The sequence below is a fragment of the Streptomyces sp. NPDC057302 genome (genome assembly GCF_042667685.1).
Classification (GTDB): domain Bacteria; phylum Actinomycetota; class Actinomycetes; order Streptomycetales; family Streptomycetaceae; genus Streptomyces.
Genome location: NZ_JBHUZJ010000040.1, coordinates 1 through 16,858, shown reverse-complemented (window position 1 = coordinate 16,858; position 16,858 = coordinate 1). Strand labels below are relative to the sequence as shown.

Here is a 16,858-nt window from a genome sequence, read left to right as displayed (position 1 = left end):
CGGATGGAGCCCGTCACCCTCACCACCGAACGCCTGATCCTGCGCACGTTCACGCCCGCCGACACCGACGAGACGTACGCGGCCTGCCAGGACCCCGACATCCAGCGCTGGACCACGATCCCCTCGCCGTACGCGCGCACGGATGCGGAGGGCTTCATCACCCGCATGGTGCCGGACGGGTGGCGCTACGACACGGAGTACACCTTCGCCGTACGCCCCCGGGGCGGCGGCCCCCTGATCGCCGCCGCCAGCCTGCACCACCCGCGCTCGGGCGCCTGGGAGATCGGCTTCTGGACGGCGAAGGAGCACCGGGGCAACGGCTACATGACGGAGGTCGTCCTCGCCCTGGCCGGGTGGGCCTTCACCGACCTGGGCTGCACCCGCCTGGAGTGGCGCGCCGAGGTCGGCAACACGGGATCGCGCGCGGTGGTCGAGAAGACGGGGTTCACCGTGGAGGGCACCCTGCGCGGCGCCCTCCTGAACAAGGCCACGCTCCGTGACTGCTGGGTCGGCGCGCTGCTCCCCGGCGACCTCGGCATGGCCTCGGGCCTGCCGTATCTGCCGGCCAGGGACTGAGCCCCGCCCCGGCCCCCGGAGCCGTTCGCACCGGCCACAGGCGTTGTCAGTGCCGCCGCCTATCGTTTCCGGCATGACGAGCCTGCCGCGCCACGCCACCGCCCTCTCCGCCGACGAGGCCCGCCGCATCGCGCTGCGCGCCCAGGGGTTCCTGGGCGCCCCGGACCGCAGGTCCGGTGTGCGGGGCGTGCTGCGGCATCTGGGCGCGGTCCAGCTCGACACGATCTCGGTCCTGGCCCGCTCCCACGAGCTCATTCCGTACGCCCGCCTCGGAGCGGTCGGCCGCGACAGGATCGAGGCGGCGTACTGGGACGGGGCATCGTCCGGCGCGGGACCGGCCCGGCCGCACGCCTTCGAGTACTGGTCGCACGCCGCGTGCATCCTGCCCATCGAGGAGTGGCCGCACTTCGCCTTCCGCCGCCGCGCGTACCGCACCCGCCCGCACTGGCACCACGACCTGCCCGACGGGGCGTACGACACGGTCATCAAGCAGCTCACCGCCGAAGGCCCCCTCACCGCGACGGAGTTGGGCGGCGCGAAGAACAAGGGCGAGTGGTGGGACTGGTCGGACGCGAAGGTCGCCGTCGAGCGCGCGCTGATGTACGGCGAGGTGGTCTGCACCGAGCGCCGCAGCTGGAAGCGGGTGTACGACCTCGCGGAGCGCGCCATCCCCGGCACGCTGCTCCATGACGACCTGGACGACGCGGAGTGCCTGCGCCGCCTGGTCCGCCTCGCCGCCCAGTCGCTGGGCGTCGGCACGCGCGCGGACATCGCGGACTACCACCGCCTCAAGGGCGAGCAGTTCGACGCGGTGGTGGCGGACTCGGGGCTGGTCCCGGTGACGGTGGAGGGCTGGGACAAGCCCGCCTGGGCCGACCCCGCGGCCCTGGAGAGCGCCCCGCGCGGCCGCCACCGCACGACGCTCCTCTCGCCCTTCGACTCCCTGATCTGGGAGCGGGCCCGCACGGAGCGGATCTTCGGCTTCACCCACCGCCTGGAGGCGTACGTCCCCAAGCCCAAGCGGATCCACGGCTACTTCGCGATGCCGGTCCTGGCCGGGGGCCACCTGGTCGGCCGCGTGGATCCCGCCCGCGAGGGCAGCACGCTGGTCGCCAAGCAGGTGTCCCTGGACAGCCCCAAGGCGGTGCCCGCGGTGGCCCAGGCGCTCCGTGAAGCGGCGTCCTGGGTGAACTGCGATTCCGTACGGGTGGAGCGGATGAACCGCCCCGAGCTGACCGCCGAGCTGGTCCGCGCCCTCAGCTGACCGCCGTCACCTGACCGCCCTCACCTGATCTCGAGGATCTTCTCCCGCATCGCGTACACGACCGCCTCCATCCTGGAGTGCAGCTGCAGCTTCTCCAGGATGTTGCGCACGTGGTTCTTCACGGTGTTCTCGGAGATGAACAGCTCTTTCGCGATGTCGCGGTTGTTCATGCCCGTCGCCACCAGCTTCAGGACTTCCAGCTCGCGGTCGGTCAGCCGCGGCGCGGGCACCAGCCTGCGCTCGTCGGTGCGCTGGATCATCGACTTGAACTCGGTGAGCAGCTTCGACGCCATGGACGGGCTGATCTGCGACTGCCCGTCGGCGACCGCGCGAATGGCGGTGGCCACCTCGTCCGTGGAGATCTCCTTGAGGAGATAGCCCGTGGCGCCCGCCTTGATCGCGTCGTAGAGGTCGGCCTCCTCGTCGCTGATCGTCAGCATGATGATCTTGGCGCTCGGCGCGACCTCCTTGATGGAGGTGCACGCCTCGATGCCGCCGCGCTTGGGCATGCGTACGTCCATGAGGATGATGTCCGGCAGCAGATCGGCGGCCTTGTCCACCGCCTCGGCCCCGTCGCCCGCCTCGCCGACCACCTGGATGTCCTCCTCGGCGGCGAGGACGATCTCCAGGCCCCGGCGGAAAAGCGCGTGATCGTCCACCACAAGGACCCGGATGGGCTCCTTGCGCGGGGCACCCGCGTCCGTGCCGATGCCGATGCCCTGGTCGGCATCCTGGTCCCGCATCGGTCCGAAGCTGTCCGCCATCGTTCCTCCCCCTGAAGGCCATGGCCCGTAGTGCGTCGGCTGCCGCCAACCCGAGGCGACAGCGCACCGGTTGGCCGGCTCCGCCCATGATTTCATGCCCGGACGGCCGCGCGGTGCGCGCAGGGGTCGCATGATGATGCCCCTGGGGGCGCACACGCGCTCCAGGGGCACCCTCTCAGCTTTCGGCCGACCCGGGGTCAGCCGCCGAGCGCACCGCCACCGCCGCCCGTCTCGGGCTGCGCGACCATCGGGTCGGTGTTGAGGCGGATGACGCCGTAGTCGTAGGCGTGCCGCCGGTAGACGACGCTCGGCTCCTTGGACTCCGAGTCGACGAACAAGTAGAAGTCGTGCCCGACGAGTTCCATCTCGTAGAGCGCCTGGTCGAGCGACATCGGGGCCGCCACGTGGGTCTTCTCGCGGACCACGAGCGGGCCTTCGCCCTGCACTTCAAGCGAGCCGATCCTCTTGACGGGCACGCCGTCCGGCTCTTCCTCACGTGCGACGCTGCCGTCCCCGTTGAGAGTCGCCGCGTCCGGTACCCGCTCGGCGACCTCGGCGGCGGAGAGCCTGCCGTTGCCGCGCCGGTTGTGGCGCTTCTCGTGCTGCTTGCGCAGCCGTGCGTCGAGCTTGGCCGTGGCCAGGTCCAGCGCCGCGTACGGATCGGTCGCCGAGGCCTCCGCGCGGATGACGGGTCCGCGCCCGCTGAGAGTGATCTCCACGCGGTCGGAACGGTCGGCCTGACGCGGGTTGGCCTCCTTGGACACCTCGACGTCCAGGCTGATCACCTTGCCGTCGAGCTTCTGGATCTTCTCCAGGTTCAGCTTCTCGGCCACGTGCTTGCGGAACCGCTCGGTTACCTCGGTCTTGCGGCCCTTGACGACGATGTCCACGCAGAACTCCGTTCCCGGATCGCTCCGCTTCGGCGGCGGAGCATCTCCCTTTTGCACCAGGCCCCGGTGACTCCCGGAGCCTCGGACTCGGTGACTTCCACCTCCTCCTCCCCCGCGAACAAGATCTCCACCCCGACCGGCCCGGGTGATTGCAGAAAACCCAGCACCGGCATTCCGATATGCGAGGGACGGCGTTCGCCATTCCTCACAACCGAACATATCTCGCCCGGACGGATGTCGTCACCCTCTACCGCCGCGTACCTCCATTCAGGTGCATTGGCACTCTCACTACCTGCAACGATGCAAGTTCCCAGTCAGTTCCGGTTTATTCCGAAAGAATCCGGCGAGGACGCGACAACAGCGGCAGTGATCGTGTTCTCGCACGGTATTTCACGGGCTGTTACCACCACGGCTCGCTTTTCACTTTCCGTGTGTGCGTCACGTATTGCGCGGGCCGCCTCCACCAAGGACGCGCCGGTGGTCATCAGGTCGTCGACGACCACGACCCGGCCACCCCCGGCGATGAGCCGCCCGCCACCCGCGGTCACCTCCAGGGCGCCCCGCAGATTCACCTGCCGCTGCCGGGAGTTGAGCCCCGACTGGTCCGCCACGGCACGCCGCTGACGCAGCACGCAGAGCACCCGGGCCGGCGTCCCGCCCCGTCTCAGCTCTCCCGCGGCGGCCAGCGCGATCCGCCGCACCGGATCGTGCCCACGCGCCCGCACGGCCCCGCGAGCCGACGGCACGGGCACGAGCAGCACCTGAGTCTCACCGCGTACCCCCCGCAGCCCCGCCCACACGGCCCCCGCGAGACCCGCGCCCAGCGGCCCCGCGAGACCCAGCGCACCCCGCTCCTTGTGCGCGAGCAGCAGCGCCCGCACCGCGTCCTCGTAGGGAGCCGCCGCATGCACCACCGGCAGCCCCGGCGGCCGCGGATCGGGGCTCACCCGGCCCGGCGCCCGCCCGCACAGGGCCTCGCGGCACCGCGCGCACAGCGCCGTACGAGGTCTGCCACAGCCCCCGCACTCGGCCGGCAGCACGAGATCGGTCAGGTCCTGCCACCACCCCGGCATGCCCACCACTGTGCCAAGGCGCGCACGCCCCTGCCACCCCTGTGGACAACCGCCCCCTCATCACCGCCCGCGGACAGCCGCCCCTGTGGACAACTCCACGGCACCCGAGAGCCGTTGCGCCTCTCGCGCCATCACCCCGGGTAGACCGGCGCGGTCCCTTCCTTGACGACCGTCTGCCACTGCGCACCCGTCGGCAGCCGTACGATCCCGTCGTCCGAGTGCGCCACCAGCGGTCGCGTCTCGTCCTCGGACGCCGCGATCTCCTTCACGCCGGTGAGACCGGGCAGCGTGGCGCCCGCGGGGACCGAGCCGTCGCACTGGACGTACCGCATCTGCTGCACACCGCCGGACTCGCGCCCGACCACCACGAGACGGCTGCCGCCCGCCCACGACATGGCGGTGACCTCCTCCATCTGCGGCGCCGCCCGGCGCAGTCCGTCCACGGAGATCTCCGGCTGCTCGCCCTTGGTGCCGGTCCGCTCGACGCGGCCGATCCGCAGGGACGTCTTGCCGTCCTTCTTCACGAGCAGCGCGATCCGTACGCCGTCGGCCGACACCCGCACCGCCTCGATCCGCCCGTCGAGGTTGGGGATCTTGACCGGCAGCGGCTCTCCCGCGCCCTGCTCCAGCCAGAGCAACCGCGGCCGCTTCCGGTCACGGTCGGCCACCCAGAGGTCGCCGCGGCCGTCCCAACTGGGCGTGGAAAGCCCGTCCTCCTCGGACTTGGCCTTGCTGCGCACCTCCGGCTTGCCGAGCGCGCCCTCGGAGACCAGCGACCCCATGTACAGCGAGCGCCCGTCCAGCGAGACCCCGGCCGCCCGCTCCTCGTCCCGCGACACGGCGGCGGACCGCAGCGGCTGCTCGCCACTGCCCAGCCGCCCCTGCACGGGCTGCGGATCGACCTTGCGTTCCCCGGCCGGCATCCGCACGAGGCGCCGCTTGTCGTCGATGAGGTACTGGAAGCCGGGGCGCTCCGCGGTGCGGCGCGCGGTGACGGACTCGGCCCGATCCTTGCTCAGGACGCACAGCTGCGAACCGTTGCGGCGCTGCAGCTCCACCTCCTCGACGCCGGACGACGTCAGGTCCTGGAGCGTGAAGAGCATCTGCGCGGCCATCTCCGTGCACCGCTCCTGGCCTATGGCATCGGCCTTCGCGTTCAGCGGCACCGTCAGCTTGCCCTGGTCGTCGGGTGCCAGCGTCCCGGTGTCCGCCTTGAGCCGCGTACCCGTCGGGAAGCGCGTGCCCACGACCTGCTTGAGCCACGTGGTGGGCCCGTCGAGGAGGGCCTTGACGCTCTCCGTCACGGGGTCTATTCGCTGGCGTATGTAGACGGGGTCGGCGACCAGCCCTTCCTGGCCGCCACCGGCCGCTCCGGACGAACGCGTCGCGAAGTAGTACTTGTTGACGGACCAGTAGATCCGCTGGAAGTCCGACTGCCCGAGCACGACGCCCGGCGGCACCCGGTCGATCCGCCACTCCTTGCCGTTCGGCCCGTCCTGCTGGGAGAGGTGGACGATCTGGTCGTACGCGTCGTTGTCGAGCTGGTAGGCGTGCTCCTCGTCGACCGTGGCGACCTTGCGCCCGGTCAGCGGGAAGGAGAGGCCGGTCTCGCTGTTCCCGACGCTGCCCGATCCCGTGGTGGGCCCGCTCTCGAGCACCGTGGTCTGCGCATCCGGGTGCCAGCTCTTGGACGCTTCCTTGGTCAGGTACTTGCGCGCCATCGCGAATTCCGGGTCGTCGCTGGTCAGCGCCTCCAGGAAGCCCCCGACGATCTCCTCGGGCCCCGCGTCCTCACCGGGCGGCATCGCATAGACACGGACCTGCGACTGCGAGTCGGGCCGCTGGGAGGCGTCGACCGCCTTCAGGTTGCCGCTGTCGGGCATCGAGGCACAGCCCGCGAGCAGCGCCCCGCAGGAGCCGAACAGCAGAGCGGCCCGCAGTGCACGCCGGTGCGCGCGGCGATCGTGGTCAGCGCCCACGAGAGGCCTCCCCTTCCCTGGCGGGATCCGTTTCCGTCCCACTGGCCCGATCCGCGTCCGGCGCGGCCTCCGCCGCGCTGCCGCGCTCCCCCTGGGACGCGGGGCCCTCGGGCTCATCGCCGCGCGGCATGTCGTCGTCCATGGGCCGCCGCGGCACCACACGCGCGCCACTGCCCGGCAGCGCGGTGGGGTCCACCGCAGCCGCCTGCGCCAGCCGCGGCGCGATCGGCGCCCTCGCCGGAACCGGCGGCGGCACCCGCTCCGCGCCCGACGGCTGCACCGGCACCGTGGCGAGCTTGTTCGCGCCGGCGAGCGGCAGACCCGCCTCGTTCAGTCCCCGGTGGCGCCGCGAGTCATCGGGCTCAAGGGGTATCGGCGATCCCCGCAACGCCTCGTCCGCCGTGCGCGGCAGCGTCAGACGGAACTGCGAACCGCCGCCCGGCTCGCCCCACGCCTGGAGCCAGCCGCCGTGCAGCCGTGCGTCCTCAAGGGCGATGGAGAGCCCGAGACCCGTACCACCGGTGGTACGCGCGCGTGCCGGGTCGGCCCGCCAGAAGCGGCTGAACACCCGGGTCGCCTCGCCGGGCTTGAGCCCCACTCCGTAGTCCCGCACCGCGATCGCGACCGCGCCGCCCGCCACCGCGAGCCGCACCACGACGTCCTGGCCCTCGCCGTGCTCCACGGCGTTGACCACGAGGTTGCGAAGGACCCGCTCCACCCGGCGCGCGTCGGCCTCGGCGACCACGGGCTGCTGGTCCCCGACGATCCTTATGTGCGTCCCCTTGCGGTCCGCGAGCGGCTCGGCGCCGCCCACGACCCGTCGTACGACCTCACGCAGGTCTATCGGCTCGGCCTCCAGGGCCGCCGCACCCGCGTCGAACCTGCTGATCTCGAGCAGATCCGCGAGCAGCGTCTCGAACCGGTCCAGCTGATCGGCGAGCAGCTCGGCCGACCGCGCCGTCACCGGATCGAAGTCCACGCGCGCGTCATGGATGACGTCGGCCGCCATCCGCACGGTCGTCAGCGGCGTACGCAGCTCGTGCGAGACGTCCGAGACGAACCGGCGCTGCATCCGCGAGAGCTCCTCCAGCTGCTGGATCTTCAGCTGGAGGTTCTGCGCCATCTTGTTGAAGGCCTCACCGAGGCGCGCGATGTCGTCCTCTCCGGTGACCTTCATACGCTCCTGAAGGCGCCCGGCGGACAGCCGCTCGGCGATGCCCGCCGCCATCCGCACCGGCGTGACGACCTGGCGCACCACCAGCCAGGCGATGGCGCCGAGCAGCACCACGACGAACAGACCCGCGGTGGCGAGCGTCGTCCTGACGACGCCGAGCGACTCCTCCTCCTGGGTCAGCGGGAAGAGGTAGTACAGCTGGTAGGGATCGCCGTTCAGGTCGTTAAGACGCTTGCCGATGACCAGGCCCGGCTGTGCGTCACGACCGTCGTTGAAGACGATCCGCGTATTGCTCTGGTACGCCCTGGTGCCCTTGTCGACGCTGTCGCGCAGCGACTCGGGCACGCTCTGGATCGGGTCCACGCCCCCGGAGGCACGCGGCCCGCGCACGCTGGCGCCATCGGCCTTGGACGTCGGGCTCAGCGTCACCACGTTGAACGCGCTCTGACCGCCGCTGGAGAGCTGCTCCACCAGGTCGGACATCCACATGGCCGTGGGCGGCACGGCCCCGCCGCCCGACGTGCCGCCGCCGCTGTCCTGACCGGAGCGCGGCCGGGCCGAGTTCGCCTCGTCCTGAGCGGCCCTGAAACCGCCGTCGGCCTGGCTCTGCGAAGCCTTCACCTTGGCCTTGAGCAGGCCGTTGTTCACCGAACTCATGACGGCGAAGCCGAGCATCAGCACGACACCCAGCGACATGAGCAGCGTCGTGACGACGACCTTCAGCTGGATGTTGCGCCGCCACAGCCGCAGCGCGGGCAGCAGCGGACGCCGCACCCAGCGCACGAAGAGCCTCAGGACGGGGCTTCCCTGAACCCCGTCCTGCAACAGCAGACCGCCGTCGAGCAGCCGCCCGAACGTCGAGCCGCGCCGCGCCGATCCCGCGCTCCGGGCCCCTCCAGTCCGCCCCGAACGGCCGCCCGGAGCTCCGGGCGGTGCGGGGGAACTGTCCCGGCTCACGTCAGCTCGGTCCGGCCTTGTAACCGACACCACGGACGGTCACCACGATCTCCGGACGCTCGGGGTCCCTCTCGACCTTCGAGCGCAGCCGCTGGACGTGCACGTTCACCAGACGGGTGTCGGCCGCGTGGCGGTAGCCCCAGACCTGCTCCAGGAGCACCTCACGCGTGAACACCTGCCACGGCTTGCGGGCGAGCGCGACCAGCAGGTCGAACTCCAGGGGCGTCAGCGCGATCGACTGCCCCTCACGCTTCACGGAGTGCCCCGCCACGTCGATGACCAGATCACCTATGGTCAGCTGCTCCGGCGCGGGCTCCTCGGACCTCCGCAGCCGCGCCCTGATGCGGGCCACCAGCTCCTTCGGCTTGAAGGGCTTCACGATGTAGTCGTCGGCGCCGGACTCGAGCCCGACCACGACGTCCACGGTGTCGCTCTTCGCCGTGAGCATGACGATCGGCACCCCGGACTCCGCCCTGATCAGGCGGCACACCTCGATGCCATCACGGCCCGGCAACATCAAATCCAGCAGTACAAGATCCGGCTTTGCCTCCCTGAAAGCGGCCAGCGCCTTGTCGCCATCAGCTACGAACGACGGCTCAAAACCTTCTCCACGCAGCACAATCCCGAGCATCTCGGCCAGTGCGGTGTCGTCGTCGACGACAAGGACTCGTCCCTTCATGCCTGACATCATCCCATTAGCTCATCGATACCTGGGGTGACCTGGCACACAGCTCGCCCAGGCCCCCTGCTGTCACGGGCGACACGACACCCTCCTCGGTGACGATCGCCGTCACCAACTCCGGTGGTGTCACATCGAACGCGGGGTTGTACGCCTGGGTCCCCAGAGGTGCCACCGCGATCCCGCCTCCCGCTTCAAAACCGGCCATCGGCACATACGGCGCCGTGACCTCCGTCACTTCATGACTCGCCCGCTGCTCCACCTCGATGGACGCTCCGTCCGGGGTGCCCGGGTCCACGGTCGTGACCGGAGCCACCACGATGAACGGAACGTGGTGGTAGCGGGCGAGCACCGCGAGCGGATAGCTCCCCACCTTGTTGGCCACCGAACCGTCGGCCGCGATGCGGTCGGCGCCGATCAGTACGGCATCCACCTCACCCGCCGCGAACAGCGACCCCGCCGCGTTGTCCGTAAGCAAGGTGTACGCCATTCCGGCCCTCGCCGCCTCATACGCGGTCAGCCTCGAACCCTGCAGCAAGGGCCGCGTCTCGTCCACCCACAGCCTGCGCAGGTGCCCCTTGCGGTGCGCGGCGAGGGCCACCGCGAACGCCGTGCCCTCACCGCCGGAGACCAGCGCCCCCGTGTTGCAGTGCGTGAGGATGCGGTGACCGCCGCCGGGCAGCATCTCGTCGAGCAGCGCCAGACCGTGCACCGCCATCCTCGCGCTGGCCTCGGCGTCCTCCCGGTGCAGCGCCCGCGCCGCCGCGAGCGCCGCGGCGCCCGCGAGCTCCTGGTCGGCCCCGCCCTCGACCGCCGAGCGGTATGCCGTCAGGGCCCTGCGGACGCCGTGGCCGAGGTTGACCGCGGTGGGGCGGGCCCCCGCGATCGCGCCCGCCGCCTCGTCCACGTCGAAGCCGCGTACGGCGGCCAGTGCGACGCCGTACGCACCGGCGATGCCCAGCAGCGGCGCCCCGCGGACGGCCAGGGTGCGGATCGCCTGGACCAGGGCCGGCGCGTCCGTGCACACCAGCTCGGTCTCCTCGCCGGGCAGCCTGGTCTGGTCGAGGAGGACCAGTACGGGGCCCTCCGGCGGCTCGGCCCAGCGGATCACGGGGATCGCCTGGGGCTTCGCGTCCGCTGGTCGCGCTGAGCTCATCGGGGTCTCGGTCGGCCGTGTGTCCTCGCCGGATTGCGCGTACTGATCAGCCATCCGCCCAGTCTGCCCCGTACCTGACGGACAATTGAAGGTGTGCAGCCCATACGCTGCCCGGTCACCGCAAGGGCGTGCCGTGGCACGATGGCTGCCAACCGGCCGCCGCGACCGCGGACGGGCACCGTGAAGGAGCGACGATGAACGACACTCCGGGCTGGGCTTCGCCCGGATCCGCCCCCTCCGACGGACAGGACTCCGGCAAGTCCGAACCTGCCGAGCCCGCTGACAAGCCCGACGGTCCGGGCTCGAAGTGGTCCAAGGAGCAGCCACCGCCCGCCCAGTGGTCCGCCCCGAGCCCGCCCCCGCCCAGCCAGACCCCGCCCACTCCTCCGCCGCCGCCCGGCGGCGGCTGGGGCGGCGCACGCCCCGGCGGCCCCGGCCCCGGTGGACCCGGCCCCGGTGGACCCGGCGGCTACCCCGGCTGGGGCGCGTGGCAGGGCCCGCCGCCCGCCGCCAAGCCCGGCGTCATCCCGCTGCGGCCACTCGGCGTCGGCGAGATCCTGGACGGCGCGGTCTCCACGATGCGTACGTACTGGCGCACGGTGCTCGGCATCTCCCTCGCCGTCGCCGTGTTCACGGAGATCGTCGTCATCCTGCTCCAGGGGCTCGTCCTCAACGACAGCGAGACCACGGACGTCCTGGACGACCCGAGCGCGACCGTCGGCGAACTGACCCGCGCCCTGGGCGACACCCTGCTGAGCTCCGGCGTGATCCTCCTGATCACCCTGCTCGGCACGATCGTCGCCACCGCCCTGCTCACGATGGTCACCAGCCGCGCGGTGCTCGGTAAGTCGGTCACCACGGCGGAGGCATGGCAGGACTCCAAGCCGCAGCTGCCCAGGCTGATCGGCCTGACGCTGCTCCTCCCGCTCATCGGCATGGCCGTCGTCGCCGTCGGCACCCTGCCCGGCGTGCTGATCGCGGTGGCCGGGGCGTCCGACGCGGGCATCAGCCTCGCCGTCCTCGGCGGATTCGCCGCCGGCGTCGTCGCCATCTGGCTCCTCGTCCGCTTCTCGCTCGCCTCGCCCGCCCTGATGCTGGAGAAGCAGGGCGTGAAGAAGTCACTGACCCGCTCGGCGAAGCTGGTCCGCGGTTCCTGGTGGCGGGTGTTCGGCATCCAGCTGCTCGCCGCGATCATCGCCAACGTAGTGGCGTCGATCATCGTCATCCCCTTCACGCTCATCGCGGGCGCGGTGAGCGGCGACGGCGTCACCGGCTTCCTCGACAGCGGCACCAGCGACCTCGGCTGGACCTTCCTGATCGTCAGCGGCGTCGGCTCGGTCATCGGCTCGATGCTCACGTTCCCGATCACCGCGGGCGTCACGGTCCTCCTCTACATCGACCAGCGGATCCGCCGCGAGGCCCTGGACCTGGAACTCGCCCGCGCGGCGGGCCTCCAGGACACGAACGGCTCGAACACCCCCGGGACCCCCGGAAGCTGATGCGATGACGGGGGCAGTCCTGGGCAGCTCAAGAGCGGTGACCGCGCCACTCGTCCTCGCCCGCACCGGCGAGGACGACCCACCGGTGACGATCCCGCGCGCCCCGGCACGCGAGGCCGCCGAACGCGAACTGTCCGACCCCGCCTACCACCAGAACGACCCGAGCCTCCTGCAGCGCGCCCTGAACCGCTTCTGGGAGTGGGTCGACGGCCTGTTCACCGCCGCCTCGGGGGCAACCCCGGGCGGCGCCCTCGGCCTCGTGGTCATCGTCGTCGCCGTACTGGCCCTCCTGGCGGCCCTGTGGTGGCGCCTGGGCACCCCCCACCGGTCCCCCACCACCTCGCCCGCCCTCTTCGACGACCGCCCCCGCACCGCCGCGGAACACCGCGCCGCCGCCGAGGCACACGCGGCACAGGCCCACTGGAACCAGGCCGTCCAGGAACGCATGCGCGCCATCGTCCGCTCCCTGGAGGAACGCGCCCTGCTCGACCCCCGCCCCGGCCGCACAGCCGACGAAGCAGCAGCCGAAGCCTCCCGGACCCTCCCGACCCACGCCACGGAACTCCACGCGGCGGCCCAGTCGTTCGACGCCGTCACCTACGGCGCCCGCACGGCCACAGAACAGACGTACACCCGCCTGACCACCCTGGACAAAGCCCTCACCCAAACCCGCCCCACCCTGAGCAACACCCCCCAGGGAGCCCCCAATTGACGGCCCCCCAGGACCCCACAAACCCTGCCGACTCCCAGAACGACACCGAGACCGAGACAGGCGCCGAGCCGGAACCCCACACAGGCCCCGATACACAGCCAGAGGCCAAGCCAACCAACACCCCGACCACGCCCAACACCCCCCACCCCAAGGCCAACACACCCCACGCCCCCGCCACACCCAGCACACCCCACGACCCCGCCACACCCAACACTTCTCAACCCGAAGCCAGCACACCCCCCAAGGCCAACACACCCCACGACCCCGCCACACCCAGCACACCCCACGACCCCGCCACACCCAACACTTCTCGACCCGAAGCCAGCACACCCCCCGAGTCCGCCACGCCCAGCGCCACGCTCCCGGGACCTGCCACTGCCACTGCCACGCCCAGCTCCACCCACTCCGGGGCCACCACAACGCCCCGCACCCCCCACACCGGGCTCACCACAGCCACGACCACCACCCCCCTCCCCGAAGCCACCACCCCCGCTCCCCCGACCTCCTCCGCCCCCACCCCCCGCCAACTCTGGACCCGAACCCGCGGCATCCTCCTCGCCTTGGTCGTCCTCCTGGCAGCCGCCATCGCCATGGCCGCCGTCCGCTCCGGCGCCCAGCACGGCCGCCTCGACCCGCGCTCGGCCGACCCCTACGGCAGCCGCGCGGTCGCCGAACTCCTCGCGGACCGCGGTGTATCCACCCGCGTGGTCACCACCTCCGCACAGGCCAGGTCAGCGGCAGGCCCCGACACCACGCTCCTGGTGGCCTCCCCCGACCGGCTCACCGAGCGCCAGCAGTCCCGCCTCCGCGCGGCCACCGAGGACTCCCGGGGCCGCACCGTCCTCATCGCCCCAGGCACCCCCTCGGTCAGCACCCTCGCCCCGGGGGTCACCGCGGACGCCACCCCCAGCCTCGACTCGACGCTCTCCCCCCGCTGCGCCCTGCCCGCGGCCAGGCGCGCGGGCTCCGCCGACACGGGCGGCCTGCGCTACGACACCCTCGCCCCGGACGCCGAGTCCTGCTACCTCAGCGACGGCCTGCCCAGCCTGCTGCACCTCCCCGCGGCCGAAGGCCCCGGCGACACCGTCGTACTCGGCGCCCCGGACATCCTCTTCAACGACCGCCTCGACAAGCAGGGCAACGCCTCACTCGCCCTGCAACTCCTCGGCTCCCGCCCCCACTTGGTGTGGTACCTCCCCTCGCTCTCCGACGACGCCGGCGCCGACGACACCGCCGACCGCGACTTCTTCGACCTCATCCCCGACGGCTGGCGCTGGGGCACCCTGCAACTCACCGTCGCCGCCGCACTCGCCGCCCTGTGGCGCGCCCGCCGCCTGGGCCCACTGGTCCCCGAACGCCTCCCCGTGGCCATCCGCGCCTCGGAAACCGTCGAAGGCCGAGCCCGCCTCTACCGCAAGGCGAACGCCCGCGACCGCGCGGCCGCCGCCCTCCGCTCGACCACCCGCACCCGCATCGCCCGTCTCATCGGCCTGTCCCCCGGCCAGGCCCACTCCCCCGAAACCCTGCTCCCCGCCCTGACCGCCAAGCTCCGCACCCCCGGCCAGGACCCCCTCCCCCTCCTCTTCGGCCCACCCCCGCCCAACGACGCAGCCCTCATCACCCTCGCCGACCAACTCGACGCCCTCGAAAGAGAGGTACGTACTTCATGATGGACCCGACCACTGACAACGCCGGGAGCTCCGACGCCGCCCGCTCCTCGCTGGAGTCCCTGCGCACCGAGATCTCCAAGGCCGTGGTCGGCCAGGATGCCGCGGTGACGGGCCTCGTCGTGGCCCTGCTCTGCCGCGGTCACGTCCTCCTCGAAGGCGTACCGGGGGTCGCGAAGACCCTCCTCGTCCGCGCGCTGGCCGCATCCCTCGAACTCGACACCAAGCGCGTCCAGTTCACCCCGGACCTGATGCCGAGCGACGTCACGGGCTCCCTCATCTACGACGCCCGCACCACCGAGTTCTCCTTCCAGCCGGGCCCGGTCTTCACCAACCTCCTCCTCGCCGACGAGATCAACCGCACCCCGCCCAAGACCCAGTCCTCGCTCCTCGAAGCGATGGAGGAACGCCAGGTCACGGTCGACGGCACCCCTCGCCCGCTCCCCGAGCCCTTCCTCGTCGCGGCCACCCAGAACCCGGTCGAGTACGAAGGCACGTACCCGCTCCCCGAAGCCCAGCTGGACCGTTTCCTCCTCAAGCTCACCGTCCCCCTCCCCTCACGCCAGGACGAGATCAACGTCCTGACCCGCCACGCGGAGGGCTTCAACCCCCGCGACCTCCACGCCGCCGGCATCCGCCCCGTCGCGGGCCCCGCCGACCTGGAGGCAGCCCGCGCGGCGGTCGCCAAGACATCGATCTCCCCCGAGATCACCGCCTACGTGGTGGACATCTGCCGCGCCACCCGCGAGTCCCCCTCCCTCACCCTGGGCGCCTCCCCCCGCGGCGCGACCGCCCTGCTCTCCACCGCCCGCGCCTGGGCCTGGCTGACGGGCCGCGACTACGTCATCCCCGACGACGTGAAGGCCCTCGCCCTGCCCACCCTCCGCCACCGCGTCCAACTCCGCCCCGAGGCCGAGATGGAGGGCGTGACGGCCGACTCCGTCATCAACGCGATCCTCACCCACGTCCCGGTCCCCCGCTGATGGCCCTCACCGGCCGCACAGCCCTCCTGGCGGCCATCGGCAGCCTCCCCGTAGGCATCTGGGGGCCCAGCTGGGCAGGCATCCTCGCGGTGAACGCCCCACTGGCCCTGGCCTGCGCCTGCGACTTCGCCCTGGCCGCTCCCGTACGCCGCCTCGGCCTGACCCGCGCGGGCGACACCTCCGTACGCCTCGGAGAATCCGCCGACATCGAGCTGACCGTCACCAACCCCTCCGGCCGCCCCCTGCGCGCCCAGCTCCGCGACGCCTGGCCCCCTAGCAGCTGGCAGCCCGGCACCGAAGTCGAGGCATCCCGCCACCGGTTGACGATCCCGCCCGGCGAGCGCCGCCGCCTCACCACCCGCCTGCGCCCCACCCGTCGCGGCGACCACCGGACCGACCGCGTCACCATCCGCTCGTACGGCCCCCTGGGCCTCCTCACCCGCCAGGGCAGCCACAAGGTCCCGTGGACACTCCGGGTCCTGCCGCCCTTCACCAGCCGCAAGCACCTCCCCTCGAAGCTGGCCCGCCTCCGCGAACTCGACGGCCGCACCAGCGTGCTGACCCGAGGCCAGGGCACCGAATTCGACAGCCTGCGCGACTACGTACCCGGCGACGACACCCGCTCCATCGACTGGCGCGCCACCGCCCGCCAGTCCACCGTCGCCATCCGCACCTGGCGCCCCGAACGCGACCGCCACATCCTGCTGGTCCTCGACACAGGACGCACGTCGGCGGGCCGCGTCGGCGACGCCCCACGCCTGGACGCCTCGATGGACGCGGCCCTGCTCCTGGCGGCCCTGGCCTCCCGAGCGGGCGACCGCGTGGACCTCCTCGCATACGACCGCCGGGTTCGCGCCCTGGTCCAGAGCAAGGCAGCAGGCGAGGTACTCCCCTCGGTCGTCAACGCCCTGGCCACGCTCGAACCGGAACTCGTGGAAACAGATGCCAGGGGCCTGACCTCAACAGCTCTCCGCACCGCGAACCGCAGCTCCCTGATCGTGCTGCTGACCAGCCTCGACGCGGCCCCCATCGAAGAGGGCCTGCTCCCCGTGCTCTCCCGCCTCACCCAGCGCCACACGGTCGTCCTCGCATCGGTCGCCGACCCCCACATCGAGCACATGGCCAAGGCCCGCGGAACGACAGAGGCCGTGTACGACGCTGCGGCCGCCGCCCAGGCCCACACGGAACGCCAGCGCACGGCAGAACAACTGACCCGCCACGGCGTCACGGTCGTGGACGCGACCCCCACCGACCTGGCCCCCGCATTGGCAGACGCATATCTGTCCCTGAAGGCCGCCGGCCGCCTCTGACAGAAACAAAAAAGGCCCCATGAAGGGGCCTTGAATGAGAATGAGAAATACATACCTGGAACGAGTACCTGGAACGCAGGAAACCCCCGCACCCAGAGGGTGCGGGGGTTTCCCGTTAATAATAGTTCGGCGGCGTCCTACTCTCCCACAGGGTCCCCCCTGCAGTACCATCGGC

14 protein-coding genes are annotated in these 16,858 nt (G+C 71.8%); 7 read left to right on the top strand and 7 right to left on the bottom strand.

Going from position 1 to position 16,858, the window contains the following annotated elements; translation table 11 throughout:
* The first annotated feature begins 3 nt into the window (after positions 1 to 3).
* Complete coding sequence (locus tag ACFUPX_RS25645; protein ID WP_383327077.1) at positions 4 to 576, top strand: GNAT family N-acetyltransferase; 573 nt, start codon at positions 4 to 6, stop codon at positions 574 to 576.
* Between the two features lie 73 nt (positions 577 to 649).
* Positions 650 to 1,840, top strand: a complete 1,191-nt coding sequence (locus ACFUPX_RS25640; protein ID WP_383327074.1) for a winged helix-turn-helix domain-containing protein — start codon at positions 650 to 652, stop codon at positions 1,838 to 1,840.
* A gap of 20 nt (positions 1,841 to 1,860) precedes the next feature.
* Here the strand turns inward: ACFUPX_RS25640 and ACFUPX_RS25635 are convergent, their stop codons facing one another.
* The 7 genes from ACFUPX_RS25635 to mtnA all read right to left on the bottom strand — a co-directional run bounded on the left by ACFUPX_RS25635 (position 1,861) and on the right by mtnA (position 10,566).
* Positions 1,861 to 2,604 (bottom strand): response regulator transcription factor, encoded by a 744-nt coding sequence (locus ACFUPX_RS25635; RefSeq protein WP_249589571.1) that lies wholly within the window; start codon positions 2,602 to 2,604, stop codon positions 1,861 to 1,863.
* Between the two features lie 197 nt (positions 2,605 to 2,801).
* Positions 2,802 to 3,494 (bottom strand): ribosome hibernation-promoting factor, HPF/YfiA family, encoded by a 693-nt coding sequence (hpf, locus tag ACFUPX_RS25630; protein WP_383327070.1) that lies wholly within the window; start codon positions 3,492 to 3,494, stop codon positions 2,802 to 2,804.
* A gap of 314 nt (positions 3,495 to 3,808) precedes the next feature.
* On the bottom strand, positions 3,809 to 4,567 hold the full coding sequence (locus tag ACFUPX_RS25625; RefSeq protein ID WP_383327067.1) for a ComF family protein: 759 nt from the start codon (positions 4,565 to 4,567) through the stop codon (positions 3,809 to 3,811).
* A gap of 131 nt (positions 4,568 to 4,698) precedes the next feature.
* Entirely contained in the window at positions 4,699 to 6,546 is a 1,848-nt protein-coding gene (locus ACFUPX_RS25620) for an LpqB family beta-propeller domain-containing protein (RefSeq protein ID WP_383327064.1), read from the bottom strand.
* Positions 6,536 to 8,677, bottom strand: a complete 2,142-nt coding sequence (gene mtrB, locus ACFUPX_RS25615; RefSeq protein WP_383327061.1) for an MtrAB system histidine kinase MtrB — start codon at positions 8,675 to 8,677, stop codon at positions 6,536 to 6,538. Before mtrB ends, ACFUPX_RS25620 begins: the two co-directional genes overlap by 11 nt.
* Before the next feature lies 1 nt (position 8,678).
* Positions 8,679 to 9,368 carry a two-component system response regulator MtrA gene (mtrA, locus tag ACFUPX_RS25610; RefSeq protein ID WP_202121190.1) on the bottom strand — a complete coding sequence of 230 codons (690 nt, stop codon included), beginning with the start codon at positions 9,366 to 9,368 and terminating at the stop codon, positions 8,679 to 8,681.
* A 4-nt stretch (positions 9,369 to 9,372) separates the two neighbouring features.
* Positions 9,373 to 10,566 (bottom strand): S-methyl-5-thioribose-1-phosphate isomerase, encoded by a 1,194-nt coding sequence (gene mtnA, locus ACFUPX_RS25605; RefSeq protein WP_383327057.1) that lies wholly within the window; start codon positions 10,564 to 10,566, stop codon positions 9,373 to 9,375.
* A 140-nt stretch (positions 10,567 to 10,706) separates the two neighbouring features.
* Here mtnA and ACFUPX_RS25600 point away from each other — a divergent pair, with 140 nt between their 5' ends.
* The 5 genes from ACFUPX_RS25600 (at position 10,707) to ACFUPX_RS25580 (ending at position 16,683) form a co-directional block, all read left to right on the top strand.
* Positions 10,707 to 12,011 (top strand): hypothetical protein, encoded by a 1,305-nt coding sequence (locus ACFUPX_RS25600; protein ID WP_383327055.1) that lies wholly within the window; start codon positions 10,707 to 10,709, stop codon positions 12,009 to 12,011.
* 4 nt (positions 12,012 to 12,015) lie between these two features.
* Positions 12,016 to 12,723 carry a DUF4129 domain-containing protein gene (locus ACFUPX_RS25595; RefSeq protein ID WP_383327052.1) on the top strand — a complete coding sequence of 236 codons (708 nt, stop codon included), beginning with the start codon at positions 12,016 to 12,018 and terminating at the stop codon, positions 12,721 to 12,723.
* A gap of 560 nt (positions 12,724 to 13,283) precedes the next feature.
* Entirely contained in the window at positions 13,284 to 14,393 is a 1,110-nt protein-coding gene (locus ACFUPX_RS25590; protein WP_383327049.1) for a DUF4350 domain-containing protein, read from the top strand.
* Positions 14,393 to 15,373, top strand: a complete 981-nt coding sequence (locus ACFUPX_RS25585) for an AAA family ATPase (RefSeq protein WP_383327190.1) — start codon at positions 14,393 to 14,395, stop codon at positions 15,371 to 15,373. Before ACFUPX_RS25590 ends, ACFUPX_RS25585 begins: the two co-directional genes overlap by 1 nt.
* A complete protein-coding gene (locus tag ACFUPX_RS25580) occupies positions 15,373 to 16,683 on the top strand; it encodes a DUF58 domain-containing protein (RefSeq protein WP_383327046.1) in 1,311 nt (436 codons plus the stop codon). The genes ACFUPX_RS25585 and ACFUPX_RS25580 overlap by 1 nt, the downstream gene beginning before the upstream one ends.
* Positions 16,684 to 16,858: the final 175 nt, after the last annotated feature.